A 24,704-nucleotide genomic window follows, 5' to 3' on the forward strand; every position below is an offset into this window, starting at 1 on the left:
AGAACTTCAAAACGGGCACTAGATCTCTTCATTTTCAACTTCTTTTCGAATCCCTCTTGACTTTTTTGCCAGAAGTGGTACATTATATTATATGAGTTTTAGCACTCATTATTATCGAGTGCTAACAACACAGAGTAGAAGACTATGGAGGAGAGACAATGGCTAAGAAACAATTCAAAGCAGAGTCCAAGAAACTCTTGGATTTAATGATTAACTCAATCTATACCCATAAAGAGATTTTTTTAAGAGAACTTATCAGCAATGCCAGTGACGCACTGGATAAGCTGTATTACCAGAGTCTGCAGTCCGGTGATACCGGCATTAAGCGTTCCGACTTTCACATTGACATCACAGCCGATAAGGAAAACCGTACCCTTTCCATCAGCGATAACGGCATCGGTATGAGCGCTGCTGAAATGGAAGCAAACCTTGGTACCATCGCAAAGAGCGGCAGCCTTGCCTTTAAGGAAGAACATGCTGAAGAAAAGAAATCTGAAGATACAAACCCGATTGACATCATCGGACAATTCGGCGTTGGCTTTTATTCCGCATTTATGGTGGCTGACGAAGTTACTGTCACATCTAAAGCCTACGGCAGCGAGGAAGCTAACGTCTGGAAATCCCAGGGTGCAGATGGTTACACCATCAAACCAGCGGAAAAAACAAGCCCAGGTACCGAAATCGTACTTCATATCAAAGAGGATACCGAAGGCGAAAACTATACCACATTCCTGGAAGAGTATACCATTCGCAATTTAATCAAAAAATACTCCGACTATATTCGCTACCCGATTCAGATGATGGTCGAAAAGCGCCGTCCAAAGGAAGATGCTGAAACCAAAGAAGGCGAAATGCCGGAAATGGAAAGCTACATGGAGCTGGATACGCTAAACACCATGGAACCAATCTGGAAGCGCGCCAAAAGCCAAGTTAAAGCCGAAGATTACAACGAATATTACAAGAGTAAATTCGGCGATTACCAGGATCCTTGTCGTGTCATCAGAACCAGTGTAGAAGGCGTTTCCAGCTACACTGCCCTTCTGTTTATTCCGGGACACACACCATACGACTACTATACTAAGGACTACGAAAAAGGTCTGCAGCTTTACTCCAGCAGCGTGATGATTATGGATAAATGCAAAGAACTGCTGCCAGATTATTTCAACTTTGTAAAGGGGCTCGTAGATTCTCAGGATTTAACACTGAATATTTCCCGGGAAACATTGCAGCACGACAGACAGCTTCGCAACATTGCAAAGAACCTGGAAAAGAAAATCAAAAAAGAACTGGCAGACTTTATGAAAAACGACCGCGAAGGCTACGAGCAGTTCTTCAATCACTTTGGCAGACAGTTAAAATACGGCATTTACGACGACTTTGGAATGCACAAGGATGTACTTTCCGACTTAGTCCTTTTCTACTCGTCCATGGAAAAGAAAATGATTTCCCTAGACGAATATCTTGCCAAAATGGGAGAAGCGCAGAACGCAATCTACTATGCATCAGGTGAATCTGTAGAAAAAATCGACATGCTGCCGCAGACTGAATTTATCAAGGATAAAGGCTATGAAATCCTTTACCTGACCGATGAAATCGATGAATTTGTTCTGCAGATGATGGGAACTTACAAGGAAAAACCGTTTAAGTCCGTTTCCGCAGAAGACCTTTCTTTTGAGGAATCAGAAGCCCAGCAGGAAGAAATGAAAAAAGCAGAAGAAGAAAGCAAAGACCTTCTCGCATTCCTGACAGAAACCCTGGCAGGCAAGGTCACCGAAGTAAAGCTGTCCCCTCGCCTGAAAAACTCCGCAGTATGCCTGACTACTAAAGGCGGACTTTCACTGGAAATGGAAAAGGTGCTCAACGCTATGCCGACAGACCAGAATGTAAAGGCAGAGCGCATTTTAGAAATCAATCCAAACCATCCGGTAATGGAAACGCTGAAAGAAACCTATGCAAAAGGAAACGACGGCAAGGATCTGGTCGCAACTTATGCAAACCTGCTCTACAGCCAGGCTGTCCTGATCTCCGGTCTCACTGTAGAAGACCCCATGAAACTAGGTGAAGACATCTGTAAACTAATAACAAAATAGCCGATTTCCCTTTTAACTGCAAAAGAACCCGCATATGACCTACATATCCGGGTTCTTTATTACTTTTTAAATTTTATAGAACGAAGGTTTATGCTGGCGGAACACCGCATAGTAATCAATGCCGCAAGCCTTCACCATCTCTGCGACTTCACAAAAGCCCTCGCCTAAGCGGGAAGATACATGAGAGTCAGAACCAAAGGTGATAATTTCACCACCCAGTTCTGCATACCGCTTTATAATATCACGGTGTGGATTGGTCATGTTCTTTGCAACAAACTTAGAAGTGTTGCACTCAATGCCCCGCCCTGTTTCGATGAGTTCTTTCAAAATCGCATCTAGAATATCTGCATATTTAGCATAAGTGAACTGTTCCAGTGCACCGGGACCGTAGCGCAGTACAAAATCCATGTGGCCTGCTACATCAAATGCCTGAAAACGTTTGATATTTTCCAGCTCCTCCTCAAAATATTGAGAGACTGCAAGCTGGATATCTACGCCTTCATAATGCCTCTTATCCTCAGCGTCCATCTTGTGAAACGTATGGGTTGAACCGATAATGAAATCAAACGGAAAGGAATTTGCAAGTTCTGTCAATCTTTCACAAAGATGAGGCTGCATGCCAAGCTCAATACCTGTAAGTACTTCAATTCTGTCCCCATAACGCTCCTTTACACTGGCTAAATCTGCAACATATGCAGAAATTGCCGCATCATCGCCTCTGTCGTCGATGAGAAACGTAAAATAGTCCGGGGGAAATCTCGGTGCATCAAAGTCCTGATGGTCAGTAATGCAGATAGACTCCATGCCCAGTTCAATGGCGCGCTCTACCTGCTCTGCCACCGGTGTTGTAGAATCACTGGACCATCTTGTATGTACATGCATATCCGCAATCATTATGCTTCAGCTCCTTCACTTTCTTTCAGTTCAGCATCTGCTTCCAGAGGTTTCATGCAAATACCGGTCATAGCGTATACCAGTGCGATTACCCATACTGCATAGCTCATGAAGCAATACGGAAGATATGCGCTGATTGGAACGCCCAGCACTGACGGATAGTAAACGCCGGAGCCAGACCACGGGATAAACCCTGCCATACCAGTACCGAAATCTTCCATAGTTCTGGAAAGGTTCAGTGTAGAAAGACCCATTTCCTTATACTTTTCGTTATACATCTCACCAGTCAGAATCAGTGCTAGCGAAGAGCTTCCGCCGATCGCAACCAAAATAATTACAGAAACCGCAGTTGCCAGAATTAGCGTGAATCTGGTCTTTACAGATTGCAACAGTTTACCAAGCAGTACTTCGATTGCGCCAATCTGTTCCATAATACCTGCAAAATAGAAGCAAATATAGATTAGAATGAAAGATTTCAGCATGGAGGAAAGTCCGCCTCGATTCAGAAGCGTCATAGCGTCTTCCCCTGCCTCTGCAGCTATAAATCCAGGTCTTGCGCCTTCCACCATTTCCAGATTAAATCCGCTGTAAAGGGCAGTTACACCGTCTGCCAGTTCAAATCCCTGATAGAACATACCGATGAGCAGCGCTACAACCGCAGAAATCATCATCACTACCGTAGACGGCTTTTTAGTAACCGCGCCGTATACTACGATTACCAGAGGCAGCAGCACCAGAATATTCCACTTAAATACGGAATCCAGCGTAGAAAGAAGCTGCAGCGTGTTTTCCGGAAGTCCTGTACCTGTGGTGGAAGCACTGATACCCATCACCAGATATACTGCCACACCGATGACCGCAGCCGGAATAACCGTTTTAGACATGTGCTTAATATGATCGAAAATATCGTTCTTCGTGGACAGCGCTGCTAAAATGGTAGTATCAGACAGCGGAGAAAGCTTGTCCCCGAAGATGGCGCCAGTGTAGCACGCACCTGCTACCGCTGCAATGTTTACGTTCGGCATTGCTGTTGCGATTCCCATCATAGTAATACCTGCTGTTGCAGCAGATCCCCATGAAGTACCTGTACAGGTGGAGAAGATCGCACACAATGCAAATGCGGAAACTAAAATCCACTTTTCACTGACAAGCTGTACGCCGTAATAAATAAACATTGGAATGGTTCCGGAGTACATCCAGGAGCCCAGCAGAAACCCTACTGCAATGAGAACCGACATTGCCGGTGCAGCAGATTTAATTTTCTCTGCGGTATATTTTTCCATCTCTTCCCAGCTATAGCCGCAGCGCCAGCCGATGAATACCACCCAGCACAGGGAAATGCCAATCAGCGCTGGCGCAGACAGGTCTGCAAGGGAACCGAAGAAAAAGATTACAAGCAGCACGATGACTGCTGAGAGCGCTTCCACAATGTTCGGTTTTCTCTTTACGCGAACCGGACGCTCTTTGGTCTTAGCCTTATCTTTCATAAATAAGTTCCTCCTTTAAAAATTTATATAGTATTATTGCACTGTGTAAATTATAGCAATATTTCTACAAAAAAACTTCCGAAAATTCTAGGATTCTCCAAACTTTTCTCTTCCTTCTTGCATATATAATGAAGTTGACAATACTGAAACGGAGCGTATTTTATGTTTTATTTTATGATTGCCATTGGACTTATTTTCGCCTATATCAACGGTATGCACGATGGCGGCACCATCGTTGCCACCACCATTTCCTCTCGGCTTATTCCGCCTGCGAAAGCCGTTTTTATCGCCGGGCTTGCAAACCTTTTAGGGGCTCTAGCACTGGGTACAGCAGTGGCCTACACCATATCAGAAAACATCATTGATATCACGTCAGTTCTTGCCGGAAGTTCTGACCAGTGCTACACCTTTGTGGCTGCTTCCTTTGCAGGAAGCATGGTCTGGAATATCCTGACCTGGATCATCAAACTTCCCTCAAGCGCCTCTCACTCTATGATTGGCTCCATGATTGGCAGCGGTATTGCCGCTTATGGCGCAGGATACATACTTTGGAACTCTATCTTTGTAAAAGTCATTCTCGCTATGCTCATATCCCCTCTGCTGGGATTTATCTTCGGCTATTTGTTCCTGAAATTGCAGAACACCCTTTTAAAAAACGCTACCATCGTATGGCAGCCCAGGATTCGTATTCTGCATAAACTGAGCAGTTTTTTCCTAGCGTTCAGCTATGGCAGCAATGATGCCCAAAAGGTCATGGGACTTATCGCCATCGGCCTTGCCGGATATTTTTCCGCAGGAATTGAGATCCCATTCTGGCTCATCGTAAGCTGTAGTGCCGCTCTTGCCATCGGTACTATCACCGGCGGATATAATATGATTAAAACTGTGGGCATGGAAATTTGTAAAATCGATATTCACAATTCCTTTGCCTCCCAGATTGCTACCATCAGCGTAATGACCCTTGCTAACCTGACCGGACTTCCCATCAGCGCCACCCAGGTCATCACCTCCTCGGTCATGGGAGTCGGCAGCGGCAATACGCCTAAATCCGTCAACTGGACTGTTACAAAAAAAATTCTCCTCGCGTGGCTGATTACCATTCCCGCCTCGGCAGCAACCGGCGGTCTGGTCTTCCTGCTGCTTCACCTGATTTAACTGGTAGAAAGGAACTCGAATATCATGAAAAGAAAACCAAATTTTTTCAAGAAAAACGAAAGACCCGATTTTCACTCCATGTTGCTCAAACAGTGTGAATATACATCCAAAAGTATTTCCCTGCTCTTAAACTTTATGAATCAGCCAGACGACCAACTGGCAGATTCTATCGAGCAATGCGAAAAAAAAGCCGATAAGGTCAGAAGAAGCCTCATCGACTATGTAGAAAACTCTTTCATCACACCCCTTGATCGTCACGATCTATTTGCCGTGTCCCGCTCTATCGACGACATGACAGATAAAGTCAAGGATTTAAAGGATTTTCTGGTATTTTTCAGCTATACCCCCTTTGAAAAGCACGTAGAAATGGCACGCTGCATTGCAAGTTCCATTCTCGCCATCACATCAGCCATGGAAAGCTGGAACGATAACTGTGATGTTTTCTGGGAAAATCTAGTCAAGGCAAAGAAGAACGAAAACCAAGTTAAGAGACTTTACTGGGAAATCATCGCAGAACTTGACAAACAGACGCTTCCCTTAAAGGAAATCATTATTATGCGTGAATTTTCTAAAGACCTTAACTGCCTCGCCAACAAGATTGGTCGTGCCGCAGACAGTATCAGTGATTTGAAAATCAAGTCCATCAAATAACATACAAACTGCATTTACAGAACACCACTTTCGTGGAGCAGATGAATCCGAAGCGCTGCGGACAATTCTCCATAAAATTCAGCTTCAGTCTTTTCCTCCGCAGCCAAAAGTTCTTTCACCTTAGAGAGTCTGTAGCGAATGGTGTTTTGATGACAGTTCATAGAAAGGGCGGTAGCGTTGATATCGCCCTTTTGAAATACCCATTCCTGACAGGTAGAAAGGTATTCCTCTCTGCCCAAAAGCGGTTTTAAGAAGCCTTCCGAAAAAGTTCGCATGGCTTGCGTATTTGCTAGAGGCACCAGATAGGAAAATGCGCCGATTTTCTCATAGTTTGCATATTCTCTACCTTCTGCCATGCTGGCGGCAAAGGTATGAAAACTCTCTCGAAGACACAAGTCCAACGCCTCGTGAGGCGGGTGAATGTCGCTTCTGCTAAAGTATACAGCCCCTTCAAAGGATAAATTGTCGCACACTTCCTTTAGAATCACTTCAAAACCTTCAAGGTTTTCAGAGGCGGCAGTTAGAATCACAAAAACACCGCCATCATAACGGCACAACAGACTTTTTTTCTTAAGGGCCTTGTTCATATAAAAGTTTCTGAAAATGCGCGTAGTCTTAAGCCTCTCTCCCTTTGCCCTAGGTCGCACGTAAACGGCCTGCGCATGCTCTTTAAAAAACAGTGAAAGGTTCTTGCAAATACGGCTTACCTCATCCCCTGGCATGTCGCCTTCTATCATTCGCTTAATCATCTGTTCGTCTAAAATCTGCGTGTCATCTCGCTGCACCGCTTCCATGATTTCGTAGACAATATTTTCAAAATACCGCTCCAGCCCAAAAACAAAGATCGGGTAGTTCTTTTCCCTGGAAAAATCCAGTACCTCCTGAGGCAATGTATCAAAGATGACACTCTTAAAGGCAAAAGCAGAAGTTCCCATTTCGTACAGTGCCTTAACCGCCTCCAGAATTCTGCTGCTGTCCGACTGTGCGAACAAAAGAGAGGAAATGACAAAGCTGTCCCTCTCAAAAGGCGCCTCATTCTGATAGTCCACACCCTCAGCAAACTCATAGTCCATAATGCCAACAGAGCAGACCACCCGGTCAAGCCCCCTCTCTCCGGAAAGAAGCCTAAGTCCCTGCAAACTTTGCAAATGCAGCAGATCTTTTACTTTTAATGCCATCTTTTCTCTCCTTTCTGCTAAAAACAAAACGATGGGCACAATGAATCACCCATCGTTTTACGAAGTTTTATGCTTACATGATTAAAGCAGCCCGCCCGCCATTTTACAGTTCTCTAAGAAACTCTGTGAATTTATCCAGTCCTTCACGCAGGGTTTTGGAATCGTATGCGTAGCCGATTCTGACTGCTCCTTCCATTTCAAAACACTCGCCCGGTGTAAAAAGCACACCCTTTTCAAAAAGGAGCTTTTTGCACAGTTCCTGTGATGGTATGTCCTTATTATAATACACTAAAGCTGTGGTTCCTGCAACAGGTCTGAGATATTTTACTTCTGGGGTTTCATTCACCCACTGGTCTAAAATCGCTCTATTTTTATTTAATATGCCTCTGTTTCTTGCAAAGATTGCCTCCTTATGAGCAAGGGCCAGTGAAGACAGCGCATCATCTACCACGCCGCAGCTGATGGTATCGTAGTCGCGTCTTTCGTGGCACAAATGCAGTGCAGCTTCGTCCTTAGTAACAATCCAGCCCATTCTAACGCCTGCCATGGAAAATACCTTGGACATGCTGCCTACAGAAATACCCTTGTCGTAAAGATCTACGATGGAGTGCATATATCTTTCATCCTCAGCAATACCTCTGTATACTTCATCGCAGAGAACATAAGCGTCCACGCTCTTTGCAATTTCAATAATTTCCTGCATAATATCTACCGGAATCCATGAACCGGTCGGGTTATTCGGATTGTTGATGGTAATCATCTTGGTTTTTTCATCAACTAAGGACCGAAGCACATCAAGATTTGGAAGATAATCATCCTCTAGGGTCAGCTGCAAAATTCTTACATCTGCACCGATGGACTCCGGAATGGAGTAATGCTGCTGGTAAGTCGGCATAACGGAAACCATGTTGTCATCACGACCAATCAACGTAGTAATCACCTGATTATTTGCACCGATTGCACCGTGAGTTGGAATTACGTGCTGCGGCTTTACGTCTTTATAAAGGCTCGCAATGCCGGCAAGAAGCTGCGGAGATCCAAAGATATGACTGTAGGAAAGGCGCAGGTCTGCAAGGCTTCTCATATAGCTATCCACATCCTCCCCTGCCAGTTCTAACAGTTCTTTAATAGTAATAGAATCTACGCAGGTTTCTGCCAGGTTATATACCGCCTGCTCTTCATACTCATTCATCCAGCGTTCTACTTTAAAAGTTTTAATATCCATGTTTTTCCTCCAATTCTTTATTACAGATTTACGGTTTCACCAAGACCCTGCTCCAAAGCCTTTGAAAGCGCCAACTTTGCAGTAAGCAAATCTAACAGTGCCGTGCCAGTTGCATCAAATACGGTAATCTGCTCATCACTTTCTCTGCCGCAGGTCTTTCCTGTGAGAATTTCTCCGATTTCCCCTGCGATATCTTCTGCCTTTAGGATGCCCTTCTTGATTGGAATCTCGATTTCACCTACATTGATGCACTGCGGTGTATCATCGGTAAATACCCTTGCGCCGTCAAAGATTTCTGCGTCGATTTCCTCCTTTCCACTCATGTCAGCGCCAATACAGCTGAAATGAGTGCCCGGTTTTACCCACTCCTTGCGGATAATCGGCTCTTTGGACGGTGTCACCGTAATGATGATATCGCTGTCCCTTGTGGCAGCCGGTAAATCTGTCACCGCCTCAAAGACTGCCCTACAGTCCTTCATCTCAAAAGTTTCAGTTAGAACTTCCGGCATAGACGCTGCAAAACGCTCCGCATTTTCCTGGCTCAGAGCATCGTAAACATAGACCTTCTCGATATCAGGAAGCTGTGTCAAAGTCGCAGCCACCTGAAAAGTTGCCACATGACCCGCGCCTACTACCATCAAACTTTTAGAATCTTTTCTTGCAAGGAGCTTTGCACCGATTGCGCCTGCCGCGCCAGTTCTGATTCCTGTAATGTGACTGCCGTCTAAAATTCCCTGCGGAACGCCAGTCTTTGCATCCATAACCAGAACGGTTCCAATCAGCGCTGGAAGATCCTTCTTTGTGTTTTCGCCAAACCAGGATACCACTTTTAGACCGAAAATATCGCTGCCTTTCAGCCAGCCGGACTTGATATCCATGTCTGCTACGCCCGGTTCAAATTCATGAAACACCAGAGGAAATACCGCAGTCTCTCCCATAGCTTTTAGACGGTATACTTCCTCTACCGTGCTGATAACATCGGAAAGCTTCAGAACTTTTTCTGTGACTTCCCTGCTCAATACTCGTAATGTAAACATCTCTCATTTCCTTTCCAAAACTACGCTTCTTGTCTAAAATCTATTTAAAGTATATCAACTTTGAAAAAGCAAATGTTTTGTAAAATTCCAGAACTCCCGCCGCTTTTTTTGAAAATTATACAAGAGCCCCCTTTGAGAAGGCAGTTCACTGCTTTCTCAAAGGGGGGCTTTCTATTATCTATTGAATGTATTTAACAAGAAGTTTCATCACTTCATCGATGTCGATTGGCTTTGCTGTATGAGCATTCATACCGCAGTCCAAACTATGCTGGATATCTTCTGCAAACGCATCAGCTGACATAGCAATAATCGGAAGATTATTATCCTCACGTTCAAGCGCACGCACAGCAGTGGCCGCCTCATATCCATTCATTACCGGCATCCGAATATCCATCAGAATTGCATCATAGTAGTAAAGCGGTGACTGACTCATTTTATCAACACAGATCTGTCCATTTTCTGCCCACTCTACTTCAAATCCAACTTCCGTCAAAATATCATTGGCAATCTCATAGTTCAGTTCATTATCCTCTGTCAGCAAAATTCTTTTCCCTGAAAAGTCATAACTTGCTTCCTTTTCTTCGTCTGCCGCTTCTCCCTGAAGATAACGTTTCAGCCCATAATAAAGGGTAGATTTAAAGAGCGGTTTCGCAATAAAGCCGGTAATGCCTGCTTCCAGCGCCTGACGTTCTATATCACTCCAGTCATAGGCAGAAATTAAAAATACCGGAATTTTATGTTCTACTCTTCTGCTGATTTCGCGCATAGTATGCACACCATCCATACCTGGCATTTTCCAGTCAAGGAGAACCACCTGATAGTCCTTGCCTTCTTTATGTTTTGCCTCAATCATTTCCAGTGCTGCTTCACCGCTAAGGGCATATTCTGCTTTAACTCCCAGTTCTTCCAAGGCTGCTACCGCACTAAAACAAAGATTTTCGTTGTCGTCAACCACCAGCACTCTATCAACCGACAGTGTCATCTCCTCTTCTTCTATGGTCGCCTTCTTTAAATCAACAGTAATGCGGAATTCGCTTCCTTTTCCCAGTTCACTTTCTATTTCTATGGTGCCGCCCATGGCATCAAGGATATGTTTAGTAATTGCCATTCCCAGACCGCTGCCTACAGTCTTCTCTACCGCCATAGATTTTTCTCTGGTAAAGGAGTCAAATATCTTGTCCATAAATTCCGGACTCATGCCGATTCCGGTATCCTTAATACGGAACTGATTTCTGACATATTCTTCGCCTAAAGGAGAATTTTCCTGCACTAAATATACATTGATAGTACCGTCTTCCGGTGTGAACTTATGAGCATTTGAAAGCAAATTCAAAAGCACCTGATTCAGACGCACGCTATCACACATAACATTCTCAGAAACAATCTTCTGAATAAAAATATCAAAATGCTGATTCTTCGACTTAAACTGTGGCTGCATAATCTGTACGATATCTTTCATTGCTTCCCGCAGAGAAAGCTGGTCCATAGAAAGGTTCATCTTTCCACTTTCTATCTTAGACATGTCGAGAACATCGTTAATCAGTCCAAGCAGGTGTTTGCTGGACAATTTAATTTTCTGCAGGCAATCATCTACTCTGCTGCTGTCTCCCTCATTCTTAATTGCAATCTCCGTCATGCCGACAATGGCGTTCATCGGTGTTCTGATATCATGGCTCATGCTAGAAAGAAACTCGCTCTTAGCTGCATTAGCATGCACAGCTTCTCTCTTTGCCTCCTCCAGTTCCCGCATTTGTGTCTTCATCATTCTGTAATAAAGCAGGAAAATCAGAAGCAGCATAATCAGGATGGTGCCACCAGCTGTCAGCATAGCAACAGCACGCACTTCATCCAACTCATAAACAATCTTGTCCAAATCCCCAAACGGCATAATACTGATTAAGTACCATTCCGAATCGGACAACTCCGTCATATAGAGGTGTCTTCTCTCTCCATTAATAGAAATGACAGTGGAGTATTTTATATTTTTCGCAATCGCTTCCTTTAATTCTGCTGCATAATTTTCCTTGGTTTTTCCATTATAGGTTTCTAAAGTTGCCATCATTCGGTCAAAAAAGTTGTCTCTAAAAGCATCGCCGCCACGAATAACAAAATCCCCATCGCTGTTAATGATATGGGAATATGCAGTCGTATCCTGCTCATTTAAAAACAGATTCTGGCTGATATACTCCATAGAAATGCCTGCAACGATGACATCACTCTTCTTTCCGCCACCCATATCATATTTGACAGGTACAGAAAGCATCAGCATGCTCTGTTCATCCGCCGTATATGCACGTGAAATCTGTTTACCATCCCCTCGCAAAAGCTGCAGAAATTCCGCCTCGTCGAAAGGCTGTATTTCCTCTCCGAAAATTCGATAGAAATCTCCTTCTTGGGTGTAAAGGGCTAAATATTGAAAATCCCGCACACGAACACCTGTCTGCAATTCTGCAATCAGTGCCTCACCGAAATCATATTCCTCCGGTGGTGTCCTTTGAATCAGTCCTTCTATCTGAGAAATTCGCAGCTCAACTACCGTATCAAATTTCTGCTGAATCTGACGGTTCATCTCTGCCATATAGATTTCACCGATTTTACTGATGGAGGATTCGCTCTTATCCTTCATAAACATAGTAACCCCGGCGAGAACAGCAGTACTCAAAACCGCTGCGACTATAACGCTGATTAATAAATATCTGCTAAAATTTTTCTTCACATTCTTTCTCCTTATTTCAGCAATCCTTGAATTGCCTGAATAGTAACGGCATAATCTTCTTTCAGGCAATCTATATATGCCTCCAGACCATCGGTGTCTTTCGCCCTCAACTTTTCTGTCAAAGCGTCTGCCGATACATGAAGTTTATCAAAACCTAAATTCTGACAAACACCTTTAATGGTGTGTGAAGCCCGGAAGGCTTCGTCATAATTGCCTGCTGCTAAAGAGTCGCACAGCAGCTGATAGCTGCCATCATCTAAAAATTTCAGCGCAAACTTTTCAATTCTCTCATCTTTGCGCAGGCGAGAAAGTACGCCTTCGTAGTCGCCGCCCATCATTTCATAACATTCTTTTACTGTCATTTTTACTCCCTCACTTTCTCTTCTTCCTCTTTGTTCTGCGAAGTCGCAAGCAACGTGTCCTTCATGGTTTCATCATAAAAATAGTAACGTCCTTTTCCACCTTTCTTTGCAGTATATAAAGCGCAGTCCGCACAGTGGTAAAGCTGCGTATAATCTGTTCCCACATCGTCGGATTTTGCAATGCCCATACTGATTGAAACAGAAAATTCATTAAACATGCTGTTGATTGCCGTAAAGATACGTTCAACAACCATCTCTAAACTGGTTCTGTATTCCAGGAACAACATAAATTCATCTCCGCCAATACGTGCTGCAATATCAGAACTTCTAATACTCTGCGTTAACTTATCTGCCACATACTTCAGCACCGAGTCACCAAAAATGTGCCCATACTGGTCGTTAGCTGACTTAAAATCATCTATATCAAACATAATGAAAGCAAAGGAATGATCCGGGTTTTTCTGCATGCGCTCCACCATCATTTCCGTGGCAGCAGCTCTGTTATAAAGACCAGTTAATCCATCTCTTGACGACATTTGCTTCAGAATGGATAGCTCGACATATTCTTCATGAATGTCAGTAATCTTTCCATAGAACTTTACAAAGGAACCTACACCTTCGCTGCCTTCACTGCTCCAAATGGTCTGTGCAACGACCCGTTTCCATCTTGCCTCGCCTGCCTGCGTCATTTCAAAATCCAACTGAACAATTGGATTCTCCGGTGACGTCTGCTCCAGACATTCAATAAGCTTCTGTATGTTTTCTTTCCCGAAACAATTACCTAAGCTCTCATCCTCCATAGGATTTAGGATATTTTCAGAAATTCCCAGCACTTTAGCACCCCACGCTGATACTGTAAGCAAAGGGGGCGCTGCTATATATTCAAACTGAATTTCCTTGGACATCTCCGCATAAAATTCATTCTTTTTCCGTTCATATTCCAAAAGACGCATAGCTTTGTCCACTGCAGAAAGTTCCTCACGGTCGGCAATGCTGTCGGAAATATGATAAAACTCCTTGTCTAAGCTGGAGCCCAGTGTCCCATTATCCATGACCTTGCGCACTTCCTCTTCGTTGTCTCTAAGGCACTCCATAATCAACGGATTAAATGCGCCGCACTCCCCATGCAAAATCATATCTATGGCTTTTTCGTGAGAAAAGGCTTTTTTGTAAACGCGCTCACTAGTCAGCGCATCGTAGACGTCCGCCAAAGCCACAACCTGCGCCGCAATAGGAATTTCCTCACCAACCAGACCGTTAGGATAGCCTCTTCCATCGTATCGCTCATGGTGTGACTGACAAATGTCAATCGCAACCTTAACCAGCTCCTCATCTTTGTAAAAAGGAATGGCCTCAAGCATAGATGCGCCCAGCTGAGAGTGAGTCTTCATAATGGCAAACTCTTCATCGGTTAGCTTGCCCGGTTTATTTAAAACTTGATCGGGAATGCCAATCTTTCCGATATCGTGCAGGGCCGAAGTGACGGAAATCAGCGAAATCTGCGCCGGGGTCAGGTTATATTGATCCGTCTTCCTCGCCAGACTTCTAAGCAGCAGTTCTGTCAACGCCTGTACATGAATGACGTGCATGCCGCTTTCGCCGTTTCTAAATTCAACAATATGGCTTAAGATGGAAACTAATAGTCCGCTTCGCTTCTCAGTCTCATAAATTTGGTCTGCAACCATAGTCGCCAGCTTCTTCTGCTTGGCATAAAGCATGATGGTGTTATTCACTCGCCGGTAAACCACAGAAGAGTCAAAGGGACGCGAAATAAAATCCGTTACCCCAAGTTCATAGGCCCTTGCGATGTAATCGGTGGAATTCTCTGCGGAAATCATCACCACAGGAATATCTTTAATCCAGCGATTCTGATTCATCACCTCCAGCACACCGAACCCGTCCATGCTCGGCATAACGATATCTAAAAGTACCAAAGAAATTTCCATATTTCTTTTCTGGAGAATCATAATGCCTTCCTCACCATCTTCTGCCTCCAGAATTTCAAATTCTTCCTCTAAAATATCACTTAAAATCAGACGATTCATCTCTGAATCATCTACGATTAAAATCTTTTGTTTTTCTTTGCCTGCCATATCTAAATTTCCTCTATAATTCAAGCTTTAGTCTCACTTTAAGTATACTAAAAAAAGGACTTTTTTGAAAGTCCTTTTTTAGTATATGTGGATATTTTTATCTACTTAATCATTAATGTCTTCCACGCTGTAATTCAGACGATACTGGCGGGAAGAATAGGATTTATAAAAGAGCTGGGAAATACGCTGCACAATGATATAGGTATCATCCGGTTTAGCGCACTGCACCAAAAGCACGAACTGATCATCTGCCACTCTTGCACAAATATCAGACGAACGGATAGAATCTAAAATCATAGCCTTCAGTTTGTTTAAAATGGTGCTTTTCTTATCAATTTCTGCAGCACCCGTCACATTAAACAAAATGAGATAATAATTCTTGTTTTCACGCTTAGCAACCTTGGAAGTCAACTCATACACGTGCTTAAACATATCGTAGGTGCAGTAAAATCCACCTCTGTCTGCCTGCTTATCCCGATTGTCATTGAGTTCTTTTTTTACTTCTGATATCTTAAGAATTTTTGACTTGTTCTCTTCCTCAATCAGTTCATAAAGTTCTTTAAACTTTGGTGACAAGCCCGTTCCCAGTTCTTTGTAAAAGGCTTCATTAATCTCGTCGTAATATTGAATCGCCTTGTGATATTCCTGGGTCTTAATCAGTCCCTGTATGTAAAAGTAATGCAAACCCTCATAGAAAGGTTCTCGCAAAATTGCCTGATAATCAATCTTAATCATTCGCTCATATTCGCCCTGATTAATCAGATATTTGCAGATTCTTCCTACAATATTGGCAAAGCTTGCTCTGTACCATTCTGCAAGCTGCATAATCCAAAAATGCTGAGAAGACGTCATATAGAGGTGTCCGGTATAAAGATCCATAACTTTCATGGCTGACTTGTACTCTTTCTCTGTCAGTTCCACTTTTCCTTCCAGTTTTTGAGAAATCTCAGTGAGTAAATCCGTATCCAGTACAAATCTAATCTGATTTGTAATTCTGTATCCGCCTTTGCTGGAAACAATCCAGTCAGTATCATCTCCAAATAATTCCTTCAAGGATGCTCGCAGGCTGTGGATAGTGAACTTCAGCGCACTCTTTGGATTCTTACTCTCACTCCAAAGTGCGTCATAAAGGTCCTCATTAGAAACAATTTTTTCATGATTGAGCAGCAGATACTGCAAAAGATTCAGCGGCTGCTTGTTTAAATGCTGCGTCATATTATACTTCGTGCCTTGATAGCTAATGACGAATCCACCAAACATGCGAACACACACAAAGTCATTTTTGGACATACCTATACCTCCGATTTCCGCCACATAAATGTACCTCTATTATATAGGTAATTCCCAGTCTATGTCAATAAGATTTGCCGTCATTTTAGAAGGCCTGCCAAATATCCCTCGTCTTTTTTGTGCGTTCCTTTTATTCTCTTATACTCTTTTATGGAATCAACCAGTAATTCTGCACGATTTCCAAAATATTCCTGGTAAAATGCACTGCTGTTGTCATACTTTCTTCTGCCGCAGCGGATATATTTCTTTGCAATTCTTTGCCTTAACCGATGACTTCACCTTTTCAAATTCTGCAGTCATTTTTTCTGCAATGATAAGAAGCATTTCCAGCTCAGGTTTCGTGCAGTATTTCTCTACACTGATGATTTTATCTTTATAATCTTTGGGGATTCTCAGCTTGTCGCCAAATCCGTCACCGATACGAAAAACCTTCACCTCGCCTTGATAGAGATTTAATGCCGTTTTTACTGCACTGTTTTTCTCAATCTGTCTCGCATGATAAGGGGTTACATTCAAAAGGTCATCTTCAGAATACTTCAAACAGTTATTTTTCAAAAGAATCCTCATGATTTCCAGTTCGTTAGAGCCTTCGCACATCATAAGAATTTTCATGCCATCAGCTCCTTCTTCATCTTCATCAGTGTCTCGTAATCTACTGCTGTATTAAATGCATTACAATAAAACTGTTTACTCTTTAAAAGCTCGGATCTGACATTGTACTCGCTATACATGTTATACAATTCCACCTTATCTGACGCCTTGGAAATCCATATATTATCCTGCCTGTTAAATAAATCCAGCACTTCACAATAGTGGGTGGTAAAAATTAAAGAGGCATTTTTTCTGTTTACATTTTTATCTTTATATAAACTAATCATATTTTCGACCAGCGTCTTATGAAAGTGATTTTCTATTTCATCAATCAAAAGGTCAAATCCATTTTTGAGAGAAGCTACCATCAAAATGTATAAAAAAATTCCTTTGGTCGTTCCGCTGGAAAGAAAATGCAAAAGTTCGTTATCCGATACAACTTCTTCACTGCTGCCGTAAGCTAATCTGTAATTATGCGCATCTACACGTTCTATTTTTTTAATATTTTCGTCGAAAATCCTTATAATGGTAAGAAATACCGATTCTTCTATCTCGTAAGCTTTCATTGCCTTAAAAAGAAGCTGATATGTGTCTGTGCCGCTTCCGAAACTATCAAAATAAAAAGCCTGCGTTCTTTTCTTCTCCAAAGCAAAGAACAGAATAGAGGTATCCTCCGGCAATGCACCCAAATCCTTTAACTCTGTGAAATCTTCCAAATCAAAAATACCGTTTACCTTGGATTTATAATACGGTTTCTGATACAAATGCTGACTTACAAAGTTCGCTTTGTTTCCAAGAGAGCTGTCGCCTTTCAATTCCGTTGTATAGCGATAGATAGAATTCTCATGAAAAAAAATGATTTCAAGCTGAATTCCGTCGTAATGATAGTATTTTTCCTCAAGTCTAAAATTGCCGAGTATAGAATAGCAGCAATCCAAAAGCTCTATTGCACTCGTTTTTCCAGAGGCATTTTTTCCTACAAATGCCATCGTATTGAACACATACAAATCTTCCGCTATCTTTTGAAGCTCGTACTCTTTGTCTTCAGCAGTCTTCTTAGATTTTGCCGTAAAGTCTATCGTAAAATCATCTTTACAATTCTTGAATCCATTCGCTTTTACTCTCAATAATTTCATGTATATCACCTCTGTTTATAGTATACACCAAAAATGATTTTAAACAACATTTTTGTTTAAAATCATTTTTTGATTTTGTATGAAAGCCTACCCTGTATCATTTCCTACTCTGCGATATAATCGCTCCTTTTTATCTCTATACTTTTAATACCGTTGACAAATTTCATCTGTATCATCAGTTCAAGCAGTTTGATTCCTGTTTTCAAAGGTTCAATGACCTGCACACAACTTCCGACCTCTTTTTAAGCAAGCTGCACAGCATCTGCCGCCCGGTTCATACCGGTGCAGCCTAAAATAACGGTGGTAATCCTGTCTTTTTCAAACTCTTTGCAGCAGCTGACAAGCCGCTGGATTAAATCATTTTCCCGAAGCTCCAGCACCGTCAAATCTACCGGTTTTACTAAAGCGATATGCGCAGCGCCGTGGCTCTTTGCTTTTCACTAAATCATGGTAGCAGGCCTTCCTCACTTTATCTTTATTCGCCCTGACAAATAAACCCGCTGTTTTTTTGTAACCGTTACAATCAAAACCACTAAAAAACCCTTGAAAGCGCTCAGCCGGTGAGTCTTTCAAGGGTTTTCATTCTTACTTATTTGCCAGTTGCTGTTTTGATTAGTTCTTAGCAGCTGCTGCAGCCTGCTGTGCAGCTACTTCTGCAGCGAAGTCTTCTTCTTTCTTTTCGATACCTTCGCCTACTTCGTAACGAACCATTTCTACAACCTTCATGGATTTGCCGAGCTTCTTAGCTTCTTCTTCCACATACTGTGCAACTGTCAGGTCGCTGTTCTTAACGAACTTCTGGTCTACAAGGCATACTTCCTTTAAGATAGCCTTAATTTTGCCAGGGATGATTCTGTCAAGCAGTTCTTCCTTCTTGCCTTCGTTGAGAAGCTGCTGCTTCGCAATTTCTGTTTCGGAAGCAAGCCAATCAGCATCAACCTGCGTTTCGTCTACAAACTTAGGGTTCATGGAAGCAACCTGCATAGCTACGTCCTTACCTACGGTCTCGATTTCGGAAGCAGATGCTTCAGTCTCGATACCTACAATAACGCCGATTTTGCCGCCGCCGTGAATATATCCAGTGTAAACAACGCCATCAGTAGTCATCTTTTCAAATCTTCTGATGTTCATGTTTTCACCAATCTTGGAAATCTTGTTGGTCAGAGCGTCTTTTACAGTACCCTCATCGCCATAAGTCATTTCCATGAAGCAATCCATGCACTTTGCATCGTCAGCCAGTGCCATCTTGGAAAGATTATCTACGAATTCTACGAATTCAGGGTTCTTTGCAACAAAGTCTGTTTCAGAGTTTACTTCGATAACAGCAGCATTCTTGTGGTCATCGGAAAATGCGATTTTAACAAGACCTTCTGCAGCGATTCTTCCAGCTTTCTTAGCTGCCTTGGATAAACCCTTTTCTCTCAGAACTTCTACAGCTTTATCGATGTCGCCATCGGTTTCAACAAGTGCCTTCTTGCAGTCCATCATGCCGGCACCAGTCATTTCTCTTAATTCTTTTACTAATTGTGCAGTTACAGCCATTTTTTGACCTCCAAATCTTATATCAATAGCGATGTGAATTATTCAGCGTCTGCTGCTAAAGCAGCCTCAACTTCTACTGCTGCTTCCTCTGTGCCTTCGTCAAAGCTTTCGCCCTGATTAGCTTCAATTACAGCGTCAGCCATTCTGCCAGCGATAAGTTTTACTGCTCTGATTGCATCATCGTTAGCAGGGATAATATAGTCAACATCGTCCGGGTCACAGTTTGTATCTACGATACCTACTACAGGAATACCCAGAATTCTAGCTTCCTTTACTGCGATTCTTTCTTTCTTAGGGTCAACGATGAACAGTGCTCCAGGCATACCCTTCATGTCTTTGATACCGCCTAAGAACTTCTCTAATTTATCACGTTCAGCTCTCAGCTTGATAACTTCTTTCTTGGATAACTTTTCAAAAGTTCCGTCTTCTTCCATTCTGTCAATGTCAAAGAGTCTCTTGATTCTTCCGCTGATAGTCTTGTAGTTGGTCAGCATACCGCCCAGCCATCTTTCGCTTACGTAGTACTGTCCGCATCTCTTCGCTTCGTCGATAATAGCGTTCTGTGCCTGTTTCTTAGTTCCTACGAACAGGATTGGTTTGCCGGTTGCCGCAACTTCCTTCATGAAGTCATAAGCTTCCTCAATCTTCTTTACAGTCTTCTGTAAGTCGATGATGTAAATTCCGTTTCTTTCTGTGAAGATGTAAGGAGCCATCTTAGGGTTCCATCTTCTGGTCTGGTGTCCAAAATGTACACCAGCTTCAAGTAATTGTTTCATTGAAATTACTGCCATGATTCTTTTCCTCCTGGTTTTACCTTCCACTCGGTCTATCGTGCATAAAACCGCTTTCGCGGCACCGCTTCTACAAAACAACCGGGTGTGTTAAATTAATTCATTTTGGCTAAAGATAAACAAGCCGACCATTATTATACGTCATTTAGATTGAAATTGCAAGCTTTTTTAAAAACTATTATGCCAAATTTACGCTATTTTTCAGAAAAAGTTTGTATTTCTGTCTCAGTTTAATAAAATTTGTCCTACCCAAGCAAAAAACATACCCGTTATCAAAATGGATTTCCGGTTCTTTCATCGACACAATGCGTTCCAGATTCACATAACACCCCTTTAGACAGGGGCAAAACCGTCCGTCAAGAGCCGCCTCCAGTTTTCTCATCTTTTCATAATATCGATACTCCCGGCAGGAAGTTACCACATGAAGCTTTCTTCCCTCCTGTTCCACAAGGACGATGTCACCTACGAAAACTCTTGCCACTTCCGCACCGCTTATTATGAGAATGGATTGTTCTTCCATTATCGTTCCTCCTAGTCGTATTATTCTCAGTATTATACTTTTCATTATATAATAAACACAAATAGGAGCCTATGGCAATTTCTCCTCTTTTTCCGACTATTTTCGACAGGTTATGACAAAATATGGCAAATCGCCCTAAAACAAAATTATGATTTTGCAACTTATAGAACTAAGAGAAATCAAAAAGAAAAACATATTTTTTGTCATTCAGCCAGAGAATATCGGTATAGCACGATAAAACAGCCCTTTGCAAATGCAAAGGGCTGTTTTTACAGTCTCAGCTGGATCTTATAATTCTTCGATTTCTTCAAACTCCGCTAAATGTGCTTCTCTCTTATAAGTGATTAAATCTTCTGCAATTTCGTGAGCTGCGATAGATACGGGCTTATTAATCTCACATTCTGTCAAAATCGGTTTTCCGTCAATGATATCTCTAGCTCTCTTAGCAGCCATGTTTACGATGGTGTATCTGCTGTCTGCCTTCTTTCTAATCGCGTTAATTGATGGGTATAGCATTATACTTCCTCCTTATATTTTTCAATCAGCTTGTAAACATTCTGAGACACTCTGGAGTGTTCGGCAACTACGATAGCCTTAACCCTGCTTACTGCCTCTTCCAGTTCGCCGTTGACCACACAGTAATCATATTTATCTATGTAGGAAACTTCCTTCAGTGTCTGCGAAAGCCTCAAGTTAATCGCATCTTCCGTTTCTGAACCTCTGCCAGTAATTCTCTTTCTGAGTTCTGCCATAGAAGGCGGCAAAATAAAGATAAAAATCCCGTCAGGATATGCAGTCTTTACATTCAGCGCACCCTGAATATCAATTTCCAGTACAACATCGATGCCCTGCTGAAGTTTTTCTATCACTTTGGCTTTCGGCGTGCCGTAATAATTGCCGTAGACTTCTGCATGTTCCAGAAATCCTCCAGCCTCTATCTCCTTGCAGAACGCCTCCTTCGTTGTAAAGTAGTAACTAACACCCTCTTCCTCTCCGGGACGAGGGTTTCTGGTCGTCATCGATACGGATACTTCTACCTTGGTATCTTCTACCAGTCTCTTACAAATCGTTCCCTTGCCGGCGCCAGAAGGTCCGGATATAATAAATAGTTTTCCTGCGTGTTCGGCTCTGTCCATTTTTATCTCCTCGAAGCGTTGTATGAGTAAATATTATATCACTTTTCGCCTTCTCATTCAAGGAAATTATTCGATATTCTGCACTTGCTCACGAATCTTTTCAATTTCAGCTTTCACCTGCAGCATTAAATTAGTCACTGCGATATCATTGGCTTTAGAGCCGATCGTATTCGCCTCCCGGTTCATCTCCTGCACCAGAAAATCCAGTTTTTTCCCATCAGGCTGGCTGCTCTTTTCAATGATTTCTTTCATCTGATCCATATGACTGTTGAGTCTGGTCAGTTCCTCTGCAATGCTGCATTTGTCCGCAAAGATGGCTGCTTCCACAAGGATTCTGTCCTCCGGCACAGTCACGCTGTTTCCAATCAGTTCCTTGATTCTCTCGCGAAGTTTCTCAGTATAAGCCTTTGGAACCTCTGCTGCCCGTTCTTCAATTCTATCTACCAGATCTTTGATGATGCCTCCGCGCATAACCAGATCAGCCGCCAGCTTTTCTCCCTCTACGCTGCGCATGGCTTCCAAATTGGAGGCCGCTTCCCTAACGGGGGTGAGAATACATCTGGTCATTTCTTCCTCATCATCCACATCGGGAATAGCCTTTAGCACATCGGGAAGCCCTGCCACGTACTGCAATGTAATCTCACCTGGAAGTTCAAAGCTTGCCTGCAGTGCTTTCAGATTGTCCAAATACTGCTGTGCAAGCATGGTATTCAGCTTAATATTGACATCATTTTCCGTCAAATTCTCTACCATGATGGAAACATCCACCTTGCCTCGTTTGATCTTTTCCTTCACAGTGTTTTTCACTTTATCTTCTACAAAAGAATATCTCCTTGGCATTCTCACCGAAATATCACAATATCTGTGATTGACAGACTTAATCTCTACAATGATGCTCCGTTTTCCGTCATTATATTCACCTCTGCCAAATCCTGTCATACTTTTTATCATCTAACGTTTTCCTCTCTTTCTTACATCAATGATAATAAATTTATTTTATCATATTTTCCTTTCGTTGACAAACGATTCTACATCGGGGTACAATAGAGAAAGTATCGCAAAAAGAAAGGAGTCATATTATGGCTTTTGACGGCATTATCACCTGCGCTATGGTAAAAGAGCTGCAGGACACCATTATGCTTGGAAAAATTGAAAAAGTTTATCAACCGGAAAGTGATGAACTGGTATTTCATATACACACAAAGCAGGGTAACAAAAAACTTTACGCCAGCATAAACAGCGCCCACAGCTGCCTGCATTTTATTGAGGAAAATCCGATCAATCCGCCAGCGCCACTGGCATTCTGCATGCTGCTCCGAAAACACCTTGTGGGCGGTCGTATCGTAGAGATTTCTCAAAAAGACGCAGAACGTATCATAGAGATTTCCCTGGAAACCTTAAATGAACTGGGCTTCACTGTCTCTAAGAAGCTCATCTTTGAAATCATGGGAAAACACAGTAACATCATCTTGGTGGACATGACTACTGGCAGAATCATCGACAGTATCAAACGAATTTCCATCGATGTTAACCGGGTGCGCCAGGTTCTGCCCGGCAAGGAATACGTCTACCCGCCGGCCCAAGACAAAATTTCCTTCAAAGAAATCTCAGATGAAGCGCTTTTAGAAATGGCTACAAACCCAAAAGAAATTCTCTCAAAAGTTGGCGGTATCTCCCCTGCTGTAGCTAGCGAACTTGCTGTCAATGACGACCGCGTCAGCTGGCTTTCTGCTCAGCGTTCTTCTATTGCAAGTGGCACTTTTATGCCCCATATTTACGCTGATGAAAAAGGAGTGCCACAGGAATTTCACATCGCTTCACTTTCTCAGTACGAAGAAAGTACGCAGCGCATTGATTTTGAGACCCTGAGCCAATGTCTCAGCTATTATTTTGACCACAAGCAGTCATCTAACCGGGCAAGACAGAAATCTCACGATCTAGTAAAATCTGTCTCCAGTCTTCTCGATAAGCTCTACTTAAAAAAGCAGCGTCTTTCTGAAGATCTTTTGAAAGCGGAAAACTCTGAAGATCTGAGACTTTACGGGGAGCTTCTCACTGCAAATATGCACCTTGCAAAACCGGGCGATGCTGCAGTGGATGTCATGAACTACTATGACGGAAGCACAGTGAAAATTCCCCTTGACCCTCGGCATAGCCCGTCAAAAAATGCACAGCAGTATTTTAAACGTTATGGAAAGTCCAAGACAGCCATTAAAGAAAAACAGGTGCAGCTTTGCGAAACTGATGCAGACATCCAGTATCTGGAATCAGTTCTGACTTACCTGAACAATACAGATAGTATAGAAGAAATAGAAGCACTCCGCGGAGAGCTTTCCGAAACAGGCTATATCAAAAAACGTAAAAGCGCTTTTAAAGAGAAAAAATACAAACCTCAGCCCCACCGCTATACCCTTTGCGATGGATCTCAGGTTTTGGTGGGACGCAACAACAAAGAAAACGATATTTTAACACTAAAGACTGCTTCTAAGACGGACTTATGGCTGCATACCAAAGATATCCCCGGCTCTCATGTTATCGTTCAGACAGGCGGCGCTGCACTTTCTGAGGAAGCGCTCTTTGAAGCAGCTGCTATCGCAGCCTATCACAGTAAGGGACGCACCTCAGAAAATGTTCCTGTAGATTATGTACAAGTTAAATATGTAAAAAAGCCTTCCGGCGCCAAACCGGGCATGGTAATCTTTACTAACAACCGCACCCTCTGGGTCAACCCGAAGCTGCCTGAATCAAAATAAAAATCCGCCTCTTATTTATTCAGTAATAAGCAAAAAGGAGGGGCGCAAGCTGCCTCA

General features: G+C 42.7%; 22 protein-coding genes. 4 read left to right on the forward strand and 18 right to left on the reverse strand.

Annotated features, from left to right (window positions below):
- The first annotated feature begins 158 nt into the window (after positions 1 to 158).
- On the forward strand, positions 159 to 2,090 hold the full coding sequence (htpG, locus tag D1151_RS05070) for a molecular chaperone HtpG (protein ID WP_161908204.1): 1,932 nt from the start codon (positions 159 to 161) through the stop codon (positions 2,088 to 2,090).
- Positions 2,091 to 2,156: 66 nt separating this feature from the next.
- Here the strand turns inward: htpG and D1151_RS05075 are convergent, their stop codons facing one another.
- Together D1151_RS05075 and nhaC are read right to left on the reverse strand one after the other, a co-directional pair.
- Entirely contained in the window at positions 2,157 to 2,984 is an 828-nt protein-coding gene (locus tag D1151_RS05075) for a histidinol-phosphatase HisJ family protein (RefSeq protein ID WP_161908205.1), read from the reverse strand.
- The gene (gene nhaC, locus D1151_RS05080; protein ID WP_160201187.1) at positions 2,984 to 4,471 is read right to left on the reverse strand and encodes a Na+/H+ antiporter NhaC; all 1,488 of its coding nucleotides are present in this window, start codon (positions 4,469 to 4,471) and stop codon (positions 2,984 to 2,986) included. Before nhaC ends, D1151_RS05075 begins: the two co-directional genes overlap by 1 nt.
- 162 nt (positions 4,472 to 4,633) lie before the next feature.
- Here nhaC and D1151_RS05085 point away from each other — a divergent pair, with 162 nt between their 5' ends.
- Both D1151_RS05085 and D1151_RS05090 read left to right on the forward strand, forming a co-directional pair.
- A complete protein-coding gene (locus D1151_RS05085) occupies positions 4,634 to 5,626 on the forward strand; it encodes an inorganic phosphate transporter (RefSeq protein ID WP_161908206.1) in 993 nt (330 codons plus the stop codon).
- Positions 5,627 to 5,650: 24 nt separating this feature from the next.
- On the forward strand, positions 5,651 to 6,277 hold the full coding sequence (locus D1151_RS05090) for a DUF47 domain-containing protein (protein ID WP_160201189.1): 627 nt from the start codon (positions 5,651 to 5,653) through the stop codon (positions 6,275 to 6,277).
- Positions 6,278 to 6,291: 14 nt separating this feature from the next.
- On the opposite strand, the gene D1151_RS05095 is transcribed toward D1151_RS05090, so the two are convergent.
- The 16 genes from D1151_RS05095 to D1151_RS05170 all read right to left on the reverse strand — a co-directional run bounded on the left by D1151_RS05095 (position 6,292) and on the right by D1151_RS05170 (position 22,845).
- Positions 6,292 to 7,455, reverse strand: a complete 1,164-nt coding sequence (locus D1151_RS05095; RefSeq protein WP_160201190.1) for a PucR family transcriptional regulator — start codon at positions 7,453 to 7,455, stop codon at positions 6,292 to 6,294.
- A gap of 103 nt (positions 7,456 to 7,558) precedes the next feature.
- A complete protein-coding gene (locus D1151_RS05100) occupies positions 7,559 to 8,680 on the reverse strand; it encodes an aminotransferase (protein ID WP_160201191.1) in 1,122 nt (373 codons plus the stop codon).
- A gap of 20 nt (positions 8,681 to 8,700) precedes the next feature.
- A complete protein-coding gene (locus tag D1151_RS05105) occupies positions 8,701 to 9,717 on the reverse strand; it encodes an ornithine cyclodeaminase family protein (RefSeq protein ID WP_160201192.1) in 1,017 nt (338 codons plus the stop codon).
- 178 nt (positions 9,718 to 9,895) lie between these two features.
- Entirely contained in the window at positions 9,896 to 12,433 is a 2,538-nt protein-coding gene (locus D1151_RS05110) for a response regulator (RefSeq protein ID WP_330588290.1), read from the reverse strand.
- A gap of 11 nt (positions 12,434 to 12,444) precedes the next feature.
- Positions 12,445 to 12,795, reverse strand: coding sequence for an Hpt domain-containing protein (locus D1151_RS05115; RefSeq protein WP_160201193.1), 351 nt, complete (start codon positions 12,793 to 12,795; stop codon positions 12,445 to 12,447).
- 2 nt (positions 12,796 to 12,797) lie between these two features.
- Positions 12,798 to 14,888 (reverse strand): diguanylate cyclase, encoded by a 2,091-nt coding sequence (locus tag D1151_RS05120; protein WP_161908207.1) that lies wholly within the window; start codon positions 14,886 to 14,888, stop codon positions 12,798 to 12,800.
- Between the two features lie 105 nt (positions 14,889 to 14,993).
- Positions 14,994 to 16,178, reverse strand: a complete 1,185-nt coding sequence (locus D1151_RS05125) for a winged helix-turn-helix domain-containing protein (protein WP_160201195.1) — start codon at positions 16,176 to 16,178, stop codon at positions 14,994 to 14,996.
- 213 nt (positions 16,179 to 16,391) lie between these two features.
- On the reverse strand, positions 16,392 to 16,790 hold the full coding sequence (locus D1151_RS05130; protein WP_243151014.1) for a hypothetical protein: 399 nt from the start codon (positions 16,788 to 16,790) through the stop codon (positions 16,392 to 16,394).
- Positions 16,787 to 17,905: an ATP/GTP-binding protein gene (locus D1151_RS05135; RefSeq protein WP_160201196.1), complete on the reverse strand. Its 1,119-nt coding sequence runs from the start codon at positions 17,903 to 17,905 to the stop codon at positions 16,787 to 16,789. Before D1151_RS05135 ends, D1151_RS05130 begins: the two co-directional genes overlap by 4 nt.
- 242 nt (positions 17,906 to 18,147) lie before the next feature.
- Entirely contained in the window at positions 18,148 to 18,285 is a 138-nt protein-coding gene (locus tag D1151_RS05140) for a hypothetical protein (RefSeq protein WP_160201197.1), read from the reverse strand.
- A 232-nt stretch (positions 18,286 to 18,517) separates the two neighbouring features.
- Positions 18,518 to 19,447 (reverse strand): translation elongation factor Ts, encoded by a 930-nt coding sequence (tsf, locus tag D1151_RS05145; RefSeq protein ID WP_161908208.1) that lies wholly within the window; start codon positions 19,445 to 19,447, stop codon positions 18,518 to 18,520.
- A 38-nt stretch (positions 19,448 to 19,485) separates the two neighbouring features.
- On the reverse strand, positions 19,486 to 20,238 hold the full coding sequence (rpsB, locus tag D1151_RS05150; RefSeq protein WP_160201235.1) for a 30S ribosomal protein S2: 753 nt from the start codon (positions 20,236 to 20,238) through the stop codon (positions 19,486 to 19,488).
- A 178-nt stretch (positions 20,239 to 20,416) separates the two neighbouring features.
- Positions 20,417 to 20,758, reverse strand: a complete 342-nt coding sequence (locus D1151_RS05155) for a LytTR family DNA-binding domain-containing protein (protein ID WP_161908209.1) — start codon at positions 20,756 to 20,758, stop codon at positions 20,417 to 20,419.
- A 288-nt stretch (positions 20,759 to 21,046) separates the two neighbouring features.
- Positions 21,047 to 21,274 (reverse strand): DNA-directed RNA polymerase subunit omega, encoded by a 228-nt coding sequence (rpoZ, locus tag D1151_RS05160; protein ID WP_160201237.1) that lies wholly within the window; start codon positions 21,272 to 21,274, stop codon positions 21,047 to 21,049.
- A complete protein-coding gene (gene gmk / locus D1151_RS05165; RefSeq protein WP_160201238.1) occupies positions 21,274 to 21,894 on the reverse strand; it encodes a guanylate kinase in 621 nt (206 codons plus the stop codon). The genes rpoZ and gmk overlap by 1 nt, the downstream gene beginning before the upstream one ends.
- 66 nt (positions 21,895 to 21,960) lie before the next feature.
- The gene (locus D1151_RS05170) at positions 21,961 to 22,845 is read right to left on the reverse strand and encodes a YicC/YloC family endoribonuclease (protein ID WP_161908210.1); all 885 of its coding nucleotides are present in this window, start codon (positions 22,843 to 22,845) and stop codon (positions 21,961 to 21,963) included.
- A 128-nt stretch (positions 22,846 to 22,973) separates the two neighbouring features.
- On the opposite strand from D1151_RS05170, the gene D1151_RS05175 reads away from it, so the two are divergent.
- Positions 22,974 to 24,647: an NFACT family protein gene (locus tag D1151_RS05175; protein WP_161908211.1), complete on the forward strand. Its 1,674-nt coding sequence runs from the start codon at positions 22,974 to 22,976 to the stop codon at positions 24,645 to 24,647.
- The last annotated feature ends 57 nt before the right edge of the window (positions 24,648 to 24,704 follow it).

Origin of the sequence: Emergencia sp. 1XD21-10 (assembly GCF_009936045.1) — a bacterium.
GTDB lineage: Bacteria > Bacillota > Clostridia > Peptostreptococcales > Anaerovoracaceae > Senimuribacter > Senimuribacter intestinalis.